We start from the raw sequence: 11,992 nt of genomic DNA on the forward strand, positions 1-11,992 counted from the left end.
ACCATAAAAGTATTTAAAACACTATATTTTAAATGATTTGATCGATTTTGAATTAGGGATTGTATTAGTTTATAATCTGTACCTCCTTTCCATTTATTTTAAACTCAACACCACTAAGAAGTGTCAAATCATTCAAAAAATCGATCAATGGTACATTCTTAGGAAATGTACCGCCTATTTTCTTGTTTTTGATAGGCGACTTTGCGACTACAGATATATTATACCAGCGTGATACAGCCTTCATGACATCCACAAGCTCTATATTATCGAATACAAAATACCCCGCTTTCCATGACAAGAGTTTGTCAATATCGAATGATTGAGAACTTACATCTTTCTGTTCAGTATCAGCGATCACCTCCATACCAGGAGACAATTTATAAGTCTTGTGATCCATGCGGAAGGTTACGATCCCCTCAACTAGGGAAGTCCGGACGAAATGATCACTTTCGAAAGCCTGCACATTAAATTTCGTTCCTGTAACTTTAACCTCAGCCCCCCCTCCAAAAACATGAAAAGGATGTATCTTATCTGATGCAACCTCGAAATACGCTTCTCCATCGAGTAGCACTTCTCTTGCTGTTTGTTTATAAAGGTCGGAAGAGAACTTTAACGTAGATCCGCCGTTTAGCCAAACTTTGGTACCGTCTTCAAGTGTCAACTTAAACTGTTTTTGGCCCGGAACACTTACGGTTATATTATTTTCTAAGCCCAAAGATTTCATCTGCAACCCCAATTCGCTCCTTAAATGCGCAAAACTGGCTGTATCTTTTAGCTGAAATTGTTTTCCGTCGGGCAATATCAGGACAACCTTATCACTGCTATACGATTTTGATTGGGCAACTGTATAAAAAGTATCTGTTGGGCCTGGAATTAAATACAGGTAAAAAAAGATAAAGAAACAGACAAGTGCAGCAGCAATACTGACGGCAATTCGAATATTAATCCTTCTTATTTTAGCCTTCGTATTGTTATGTGCTTCTATTCGTGCTTGAATCCGATACTTCATAGCCTCCTTGTGGCTGCTATCTTTCCAATCCCAAGATTCACCTGAAGGATACTTAAGGATTAGATGTTCTAGTTTTTTTGTTTCTCTCGCAGACAGATGTCCTGCGGCATAGTCCAATAGAACTTTTTTAAGTTGTTCATCTTTATTCATAGTCTCTTCTGTCAGATTTTTTAGGTCTATATAGAAAAGAGCCTTGAACTAGCGTTAGGTAGTAGAAAAAAAATTAAAAAAGTAGATCTGTCAGCAAAATCGCCAGAAGCAGTGGTTGATAATCCTTATCCACCTTAAGACGAATAAGCTTCAACGCATTACTAATCTGCTTTTTTACTGTTTTATCCGATATATTTAATTTTTTTGCAATTTCCGAATAAGACATTTCAGCATGGCGGCTGAGAATGAAAATTTCCTTCATTTTATTGGGCAACTTACCGATTTCTTTCTCAATCAGATCATCCAACTCTTTAAACACAATCCATTCTTCAATTAAAGAAGACGCTTCTTTGTATTGACTTGCGTAAAAGTCACGATAGGTATCGTTTACAAGTTTTCTTCTGAGTTTTTTGAAAGCCAAATTCCTGCCCATGATAAAAAGAAAAGATTTGACCGATTTGATTTCCGGAATCTTTTCTTTCATTTCAAGGAGGTCCAAGAATGTTTGTTGCACAACGTCAGCAGCTTCATCCTCATCAAGGAGAATGCGCATCATCTGCTTGAATAGGCTTTCCCAGTACTGATGATAAAGTGCTGAGATATCCAATTCAACAGTTTCCTTAGCATTATCGACAATGGTAGATCTGCGCATGCTGCGAATGAAATTTTGTTGGTTAAGTCACAATCTTAGTAAACTAAACGATCATTTCAAAATCAATTTTCATATTGGCTATTCAAATTTTACGAGCAGCTCTTACCTTGTCCCTATTCAATGCCCTATTTTCTAACTAAACTTACCGATTCACCTTTCATCCGTGTATTGTATCTGATGATAACCTCTGGCTTTTCATCCCCATTATTGTCACAAGAAAATGCGATAGCAGAACCACCTTTTGGCAGCATGGCGGTCCCCTCCACAGATAAATCCGCAATAAGACGATAATTCTTGTCTGTTAATATTGCTTTTCCTTTATGATCCAATAGGATATACTGATCTTTTTCTAGTTTCCCCAAGATTTTGACAATCCCTTTATCTGTTTTAATAGAAGGGTTTTCGATCGAACCATCGCCCTCCACCTTAATTCGTAAGGCGAATGTGCTTTCTTCTGGCGACTCCCATGACCAGTCAGCTCCCCCTGGTTGTCCTGGCTGCATCGAAGAGAGGTCACAATGGAATCTTTTGGAGACAAATAATGGATAAAGCATAAATTTAGTGTCATCAATCTTTTCCAAATGCCATTCGGTCTTTGGATCCTTCAGCCTGAGTTTTTGTTCGGCTGTAAAAACATCGGCCAATCGCAGTTGATCCCAATTCTTCATGCTTTCCAATAACAAGTCTATCTGTCCATGTTGTTGTAAAGTTTTCATATCGATACTCATAGCATATCCTGAATCAAAACCTGCGGATTCGGAGAGTGCCCATTCCAGATCTTCCAAAGAGGTGGCTTCAAACTTTCTATCCGCTAGTCGTACCAAAAACCAACCCAACATTCGTGGGAACAAGTTGCGATAAAAATAAGCTTGGTTCTTGATCCGATTTTCGACCTGCCCCGTACGCATTTCTTCGCCCCAAGGCTCACCCCAGTTCATCCGGGTATGGATATGCCATAAATAATGGTCGAGACGACTGGCATCATTGATGAGACCAGTTTTATTTTCAAGACCTTGATAGAAATCAGCCACAAATTTGCCCGTTGCATAATAATCCTGTCCGGTATACATGCAGCCCTCCAGACCATCAAATGAAATCTGTTTCACACCTGTTTTATTAAAAATTGTGGTCAGTCTTTTGGCGTATTCATCCTGAAGTGTTAAATCCGGAAACAAAGTCTTATAGGGATAATCCCATAATTTATAGACACTTTTCTCTACCCCATGGCTTGTTTTTTTGGTACCAAACGCTCCCCGCACACAATTGGTCAATATCCATTGATCCCCCTTCTTTTCGGCTTTGCCATAAGTGATCAGTTCGTCCTCTATCTGTAGCGTATTGAGTGTCAGCGGTAGAGAAAAAAGCTCACTATTCTGAACGGTGATCTCTTGCTGATTAGCATCCAATGCAGCAATGAGTTTCAATTCACCCTGTTTGAGGAGGTGCTTGCTGGGGACTGGTGTAACATAAGGATCATTCGTTGTCGTAAAGTTAGACAAGGTATGGATACCAATATCGATTCCTCGCTGCGCAGCCCTATCAACCAATTTTTTCATGCCAGCATCGGCTTCTGTACTCAATTCTTTGCGCCACTCGAAATGTCCCCAATTAAGAAAAGGATCGGGATGGTATAGATTTTTAAATCCTGCGAGTTTTGTCTTTTCTAACGCAAAATCCAAATTGGTAGCGGAAAAGTTTGTGATCAAGTATGAACGCATCGCGTCACGCGATAGCTTAGCCCATTCCCCTTCGATCATGGGATGAGGCAAGCCCTGCTCCACCTCCACTCTTCCGATCCGTTTTAATATCTGGCTTCGTTTATCACCAAAGAGTGCTACTTTAGCTCCAACGATTAATCCATCGGGACCTTCAACAGGCAAGGTCATCATATTGTTCAATCCTTTCACCTGTTGCAATTCCCTCTCACTCCGATTTTTGGCAGACAACTGAAATACAGTTCCATTTCCAGCATCCACTGCTGCAAAATGACCAAATGAAATACTAGCTACGGATAGATCACTATTTGCTCCCTTATAGCCAAAAGTTGTACTATAATTCCCAATATAATCTTCGGGAATACCGGCAACGGTTTTAACATGTAAAGACTGCATACCAAAAGCCAGATCCTCCCCCTGAGCTACTCCTACGACCTCACCAACAACCTCGTGAAGCTTAATTTTTACAGGGCCAAACACCAGTAACTTATAAGCCGGTGATAGCTTTAGAACTTCATATGTAATCGCTTCCTTATGTTGACCGACTTTCAGTTCGACAGCCTGACCGTCCTCCATCGTTAGCGAAAAACGATCCCCATTAACCTTAAGCCCTTTTGGTTGTATGATTTTTTGATCTTTATAAACCGACAGGATCGGATATTTACCAGCCTCAAGAAGCTCCTTACCGTCTACTTTAATTGAAGTATAGTAGCCCTGTTGGTTAAAATGTATTTCCGTTAAGTTCGTTTTTACTTCCTGCGACAATACAGGAAATCCCAGTCCAGAGATCAATAGGCCAACCAGAAACGTGATATTTTTCATTGTATGTAATCTATTTATTTGTATATAAATAACTATTTATTCGTGTTTATTTCAACAGGGTTATGAGCTCGCTCCTTCGTTTTTTCGACACCCCGATTGTCTATCCCAATCTGCGATTCGATTATAGTCACTTCCTTGTTATTTTGTATTCCACTTCAAGATGTTTATTTTGCTTTCTGCGGTATCCATTCAATATCAAATCGGTATGTCATTGTACCACCAAACCACATTCTAAAATTAGTTCCCCAAACATTATTAAATAAGCAAAAATGTAAACCACTATTAATATTCGGTTGACGCACTGAATAATTCAGCAAATCCCGCTCGCCAACGGCTACCAACAAAGCATCTTTACTACGGATGCGTATTTTACCTGCGTTCGTCACTATATCCACGTAATGATCCAATCCATGCAGTTGCCTATTTCCTCCTTCCACAACATCCAATACACGTACTGGTTGGCCTACTTTTTCAACGAGTATATCCAGGACATCCTTCGGATAGAAGCTCAGCCAGTATGCTTCCGGCAAACGGTTAGCCGGTTTATCCACCAAGGTGTAGCTCAACTGGATATGATTTGTTGTTTCATTGAAATGATAACTGCTATAGATCTGTTTTGGGAGCACCTCTTGTTCGACCCCATCTCCCCCCGTTAGACTCAAGCTATTGTATATTTCATTTTTAGTTTTATCATAAACAGATTTCTGAAGAGAGGCTATCAGGGTGCGGCTTTCGGACATATCCGAGGTTAGTCCTGGTTTTCCAAAATCCCGAATGGCCCAATCCACTTTTTGTGTAATATAGGAATCCATAAAACGTTCAAATTCCTTAGTTGAAAAACTCTGATAGCTAAGTTCCCCCATTTTCATCCGAAGACCTTTTTTATCCAATTGGAATGATCCATCTTTAGCGAATTGTAGCGAACAATCTTGTCCTTCAAATTTGGGTTTAGGAACCAGTGCCAATTGCTGTAGAACACTATCGGCTTCAGTGCGCAGATCTTTGGGTAGATATTGCAGTGACCGTTCAACATGAGCTTCTTTTTCGGCCCAGGAAGCTTCTATTTTTTTGAACGCAGGTAATGTTAACGCTTGCGTAAAATCTGAAAAACGATACTTATCCCAGTGTTGCAAATGGGTCTTGACGTCCAAACCCCAAGTATGTTCGGCCACGAGGCCTAGATGAATGGCAAAGCGGATGGCAGCATCACTATTTGGATTTATACGCCCCTCTTGAACCCAAGTCTCATAACATCTGGATAAGGCTCTAAACCGAGCCATCATTAAAGGCGAACTTCCGAAGCCATGTATCCAGGTGTCGCCGATCTCTTGTGTCATCACAGGGAGCTTATTTCTCATTGGTCGTAATACATCGGCAACATCACTAAGTGTTGAAGCTTGCAATATAGCGTTTGGGTAACGCTTCTGGAGGGATGCATAAATTTCTTTAACCTGCTGTACGGTATGTGGTCCATGATTATCGCCGGTAAATGCGATGACCATCGCCGTCTTTCCGTCAGGCAATATCATGTCACTACCGTAATCCTTTTGGTACATCAACGTCACTTCGCTACCATCGGGACTTTTCCAGCGACATAGTGCAGGAACATTTGGCACTTTGCTCGCTGGATTTACACCTACCTGCAAGAAATCTATTCCATTTTCTTTCAACAAAGGAACGATTCCTCTTGTATGACCGGGAACATCAGTCATCTTTGCTGCCCGCGTTTGTTTGCCAAACTGGCGATCCAATTTTTTGGATAATTGCAACATCGTTCCAAACAGTACTTTATTCAGCGATTCCGATTCAACCGTATAGGGGATTGCATTCCACACAATATCACCACGACGAATAGCTGCTTCCAACCTTGCTTTGTTCTCCGGACTTACCTGTTCCAGATAGGTGGCAATCAACCAAGAGCCTGTTGTCCATACATAACGCTCCTTTGCCCCAGAATTCCGAAGCTCCTCAGCGACAGCAATGGCTTTGGGAATAAATTCATTGATATAACGTTGCTCCACAACCGAACTAAGTTCGGTAAATCCGATGTCGAGATGTGTTTTGAAGATCAGGTGTACCTTTTGAACTGCATCATTTTGCTGCTGCCCAAAAGCAAAAAAAGAGGTCAGTACAAAAAAACAGGAACAATAAAATTTTCTGCGTTTCATGGTTAATATTAGGTTTGTAGTTTTCAAATATCGTTATTTTCTTTTAAGACGATTGAAAAGGACTAATCCCTAGTCAAAAATTGAGAATAACAGAAAAATATCTTCCTATAAAGAAGTATTTACTGACTAAACATGGTTTAAACAAAATATCCGTTGTTACATCCTATTTAGGTTTAGTTAACATTGGCAAAAAAGAAAAGATAGAGCCCCCCATACATAAAAAAGGGCTTGTACAAAAATGTACAAGCCTCTTTTCTATTATTATTTTAACGTCTTTTTAAACTTAATGTAAGTAACGTTCATAGGCACCATGAGCTGCAGCGCATTGACCGAATTATAACCACTCACTATTGCAAGGGGTCAAAGGTCCCACCCCATTCTTTGTTCTGAGGGAGCTGATCTGGTTCAATAGAAATTTGTGCAGGATTTAAAGAATTAAACCAGTGTTTGAGACTGAGTTTATAAAATTGATTAGCGGAAGCCGTTTTATCTAAGTTTTCAATAACGACAGCAGAGAATTTCGATCTTACCGCAGCATTCATGATATTATCTGTATTTCCTGGCAGGGCCTGACCTTTATTTAACATCAATAATAACCCTTTTCTAGTACCTTGTGCATTTAAGATATCATAGCGTTTCCATCTTCTTAAATCAGCGTATCTGAATCCTTCAAAAGCAAGTTCCACCTGACGCTCATTTATAATTACCTGACGGAGATCTGCCTGTCCAGTCGCTGTAATACCATAATTTATCGCTGTTCCTGCTGCAATCCCTGCGCGCTTCCGAATAGCGTATAATGCATTTAATGCTTCACCGCTCCGGCCAGTTTCATTCGCAGATTCAGCCAAATTTAGCAACAGTTCAGCATAACGCATTGGTGAAAACCAGCTTTTCGCATTGGCCGCAACACCCACTAACGCATTTCTATCCAAAAGCGTATCTAAACCTTTACGTTGAAAAAATCCAGTTACACCATTTTCATCACCATTTTGGATCAGTGGAGAAATCCCTGAAAACAAACTATTATCTCTAGCTGGAAGCACAGTACTGGGCGTTGCCTTTTCCTTCCAAGTCCAGGCCTGCCAATAAGAGCGCGACCGCGGAGTTGTCATTCCGATAACATTGACATCAGGTGTTGGATATACTGTACCCCCACACCAGATCGTTGCATAGAAACGATCATCACGATTGGTATAAAAATCTGTTAAGAACTGTTGATTATAAGCCGGATTGGACAATTGGTTCTGATCAAGCTGCATAGGACTGCCATCACGTTTAGGATATGCAATCAATAAGGGAAGTATCGGTTGGTCACTGTTCGTACTTCCATTCGTGAATGCAAGAGGTCTAATCGGTGCAAAATTCATATAACTATCGGGATAGTAATACTGCCTAACCATAATCTGCTCTTTATTTCGCGAATACCAGATCAACCGGTAGTTTTCAAACAGTCCAAACCCCGCAACATCAGCAGCTTGCACAGCAGCTTTTGCTGCATTATACGCATTTGTCCATCTCGCTTGATCGTTTGTTGCATTAAATAACGGACTAGCATACCACAAAAGAATCCGCGCTTTAAGGCCCAAAGCTGCTGCACGATTTATACGGCCATAGTCAACCCCACTGTAATTGGGAGGCAAAGACGAAGCGGCTTCATCCAGGTCCTTTATGATCTGTGCAACACATTCAGAGGTTTTACTTCTGGGCACTTTCAATGAATTGAGATCACTACCATCTTGTGTGTGCAAGATCAAAGGTACACCACCGATTGAACTGACCATCTCCCAATATTTCCAAGCCCGCCAAAATTTAGCTTCACCGATTAATCGATTTTTCGTTGTTGCACTGAGTACAGACTCCTGTACACCCTCCAATTGATCCATAAAATAATTGGCCTTGTCGATATAGGTATAATCCAAATTAGTGAAGTTGACTGCTACATCAACAATCCCCTGTTGGAAACTGCCTAAATTTCCTCCTGCCGCGTTTATCCCTTCATCGGCATTCGCTCCACTTCCAAGCTCCCAGCGCGGCATAAGACCACCATATATATCATTTAAATAGGCCTTGATCAGAACAGAATCTGTCCAGACGTTTTTTGGATTTATCGCTCCAGTATTTTCGTAATCTAATCCCTTTGTACAAGATGAGGCGCCTAAGGCAACTAGTAGTACAACATAAAGGATCGATTTAAATTGATTTAGATATTTCATTTTGATTTCCTTTTAATGTTAAAATTTAGAAGGTTAAACTGATTCCGGCATTAAATGACTTAACAATAGGGAAAGACGTCCCTCTATCCATCTCAGGGTCATAGAATTTTTTATTGAATTTACTGATCACAAAAAGATTAGATCCCGATACATAGAAACGAATATTGTTCGCATATTTCTTATACCAGCTTTGCGGAAGATTGTAGGCAATATTCAAAAACTTTAAGCGTACGAAACTTGCATCGGCCAACCAAAAATTACTTCCGCTCGTATTAACCACTCTCACCTCATCATTTGCACTATAGCGATAAGGTAACCATGCGCCTGTATTTTCTGGGCTCCAGGATTCGGCAGCCCAAGGTCGCCACATCCGGTTCCACTCTACACCGTCGCTCAAATTATTGAAAGACTTTTTATAACCCAACGAACCATTGAAATTCGCGCTGATACTTAAACCTTTCCAATCAGCACTTAGGTTTAATCCTACGACTTTCGGATTATTGCTCTTATTTAATACAGTGATGTCATTCTCATTAATTGTATTATCTCCGTTGAAATCTCTATATGCAAATTGTCCAGGTTTAGGTGCATTGCCTTTAAAGTTATAGCCCGGGTGAGCTGCTAGCAAAGCATCGACATCAGACTGTGTTCTAAGCAGTTTATCCACTGTATATCCAGTGATCATATTGGAAGAACGGCCGTTACCAATTAAATTCTGATAATCATACGTGATATTTAAATCTCTTATGGTATACCAAGAGTTTCCATAAGTGAAATTAAGGCCGATATTATAATTCAGATCGCCTGTTCTGTTTGCGTAATTCACACTAAGATCGACACCATTCGCCTTCATTTCTCCATAATTAACAGAGGGTAAAGGTCGACTGAAAGTAGGTGGAGTAGATTGAATTCTCGTACTTAAAATATCATAAGTACGTGTCTCCCAGTATTCAGCTGTTGCATTAAAGTGTTTCAGGAAACTGATATCGACACCAAAATTTTTATTCAGGTATTTTTCCCAGGTAATGTTTGCATTTGGGAGAACATCATATTGTATACCTGGATTGAGTGTTGGAGTTTCGCCAAAAATCGCACTATTACCAGTCACATATTTATCTTCATATTGCCAGCGTTTGGCATTTGCATCATCTTTTCCCCCACTAGGGTTTATCGCAACGAAGTCATTACCAGTTAATCCGACCGAAGCTCTGACTTTCAATGACTCTATTCCATTGACATTTTTAAAGAAATTTTCCTTAGAGATTACCCAAGCAGCTGAAACAGAAGGGAAAAATCCCCATCGCTTATCCTTCGGAAAATTTGCAGAGCCATCGTAACGGTAAGCAAAAGTGGCGACATATTTATCCGCGTAGTCGTAAGCAAATTGTCCAATATAAGATTTACGTCCAACTGTTGGTAAAAATCCATAAGCATTGTTAATTCTCTTTGTGGCTGTACCGTTTACAATGCCCGAACCACCTGTGGACGCCCACCATTGGTCTGTCATATAGATCGGAAAACCATTGATAGTCGCATCTATACCATCATAGCTTCTTTCCTGTCTTTCATAGACCAATGCTGCATTGACATGATGTTGGCCAAAATCTCTTTCAAAGTTTAGTTGTAAGTTTGTTTGGTCTTCTTGGTTCCATGCAGCCATTTTCTGTATACCTGGTGTATGGTAAGTGAGGCGCTGGCCCACGATATTATTTAGATCCCAAACCACAGGTTCTATCTGAGCCAGCTGATAGTAGGTAAAAGGATGTGAGTAAATTTTCTGATTACTATTGTTAAAGGTTTTGATGTAACCAACTTTTGCACTTAAGCCCTCCAAAAATGGCATTTTGTAGGTCAGGCTCAAATTTACAACAGACTTAAGACCTTCCGACTTATTATAACCAGAGAGTCCTTGTGCCTCTCCAGATTTATTGGAAATCCAAAAATAATCTACTGGTAAGCCTGAAGCCGTGAAAGAAGGCATATAGGGTTGCCATAGTAGCAGTTTGGGAAACATATCTCCGGACCAGTCTCCTTCAGGTGAATTAAATTTATTATTGTTCAAACTGAGACCAGCAAAAACCGAAACGTTTTTGGTTAAATTAGCCGTTATATTGGTCCGTACATTATACTTTTTTTCATTGGTGTTCTTGATAAAAGTTTCCTGATTTACATAGGAGGCGCCGATAAAATACTGAAGTTTATCCGTACCTCCAGATGCACTTAAATTATGCGTAGTAATGGAAGGGTTTACATATACATCTCTTAATTTGTCAAAACCATATCCTTTACCGCCACCAAAATCTCTGTCTTTAAAGTAAGCTTTTGCAGTCTCTGTCCAAGGTGTGTTCGCTGGACCACCGGCTTCACCCCAGATTCTGTTTTGAATCTGTCCCCATTCCATGATGCTCGTTAACTCCATATTCTTTCCACGAACATCCCGCCCAGTATTCACCGAGTAGTTGATAGAAACTTTTCCCGCTTTCCCGCGTTTGGTCGTAACCAGCACAACACCTGCACCAGCCCGGGCGCCATATGCAGCTGTAGTCGCAGCATCTTTTAAAATAGACACTTCTTCAATTTCATTAGGGCTTAAATTGTTGAATTCTGCAGCATCAATAGTCACCTTTCCATCAATGACATAAAGTGTAGGTGAAGCATTCCATGAACTCGCTGTCCGTATACGGATATCGGGTTGCGCTCCGGGTATACCACTCGGTGTGGACACATATAAACCCGGCATCCGACCGGCCAATAGATTCCCAACTGAGGTCGTTGGAATCTCGATATCTGCTTCCTTAAATTTTACCGATGCAACAGAGCCGGCCAAAAGGCCTTTCTTTTGTGTGGTATAACCGACAACTACAGTTTCATCCAATGTAACAGCGGTGGGAACCATCTCTATAACAATACCCTGCTTCCCCATCACAGTTATAGTCCTGTAACCGATCATTGATGCCTTTAGGCTTGATCCTTCGTTTGTGGTAATCGCAAATTTACCTACAGCATCTGTTTGTACAGAAGAAAGTGCTGAATTTCCTTGCGCCCCTACGATAACAACTGTAGCTCCTGCCAAAGGAGTTCTTTTCTCAGAGTCAATAACCGTCCCTGATATCTTAATTTGCGAAAAAACATGGTGGGATTGCAATAGCATGAAGACAATTCCGAGCAACCGTAGGTGCATTTTTAAAATTTCTTTCATAATTTCTAGTTTTTTGGTTTTTCAGAGGCATATTTTAATAATACGTCCGTCAACAACAAATAAA

The 11,992-nt window shown here is 40.4% G+C and carries 6 protein-coding genes; all 6 read right to left on the reverse strand.

The features are described 5' to 3' along the window. Positions 1–64: 64 nt before the first annotated feature. A complete protein-coding gene (locus DFQ12_RS08950) occupies positions 65–1,159 on the reverse strand; it encodes a FecR family protein (RefSeq protein WP_120258588.1) in 1,095 nt (364 codons plus the stop codon). A 73-nt stretch (positions 1,160–1,232) separates the two neighbouring features. Next, positions 1,233–1,811 (reverse strand): RNA polymerase sigma-70 factor, encoded by a 579-nt coding sequence (locus DFQ12_RS08955; protein ID WP_120258589.1) that lies wholly within the window; start codon positions 1,809–1,811, stop codon positions 1,233–1,235. A 125-nt stretch (positions 1,812–1,936) separates the two neighbouring features. Continuing rightward, entirely contained in the window at positions 1,937–4,348 is a 2,412-nt protein-coding gene (locus DFQ12_RS08960; RefSeq protein WP_120258590.1) for a hypothetical protein, read from the reverse strand. Positions 4,349–4,512: 164 nt separating this feature from the next. After that, positions 4,513–6,516, reverse strand: a complete 2,004-nt coding sequence (locus DFQ12_RS08965; RefSeq protein WP_120258591.1) for a DUF5054 domain-containing protein — start codon at positions 6,514–6,516, stop codon at positions 4,513–4,515. 347 nt (positions 6,517–6,863) lie between these two features. Beyond that, the gene (locus DFQ12_RS08970) at positions 6,864–8,729 is read right to left on the reverse strand and encodes a RagB/SusD family nutrient uptake outer membrane protein (RefSeq protein ID WP_120258592.1); all 1,866 of its coding nucleotides are present in this window, start codon (positions 8,727–8,729) and stop codon (positions 6,864–6,866) included. A gap of 25 nt (positions 8,730–8,754) precedes the next feature. Beyond that, a complete protein-coding gene (locus DFQ12_RS08975; protein WP_120258593.1) occupies positions 8,755–11,928 on the reverse strand; it encodes a SusC/RagA family TonB-linked outer membrane protein in 3,174 nt (1,057 codons plus the stop codon). Positions 11,929–11,992: the final 64 nt, after the last annotated feature.

The organism is Sphingobacterium detergens (assembly GCF_003610355.1).
GTDB classification, from domain to species: Bacteria; Bacteroidota; Bacteroidia; order Sphingobacteriales; family Sphingobacteriaceae; genus Sphingobacterium; species Sphingobacterium detergens.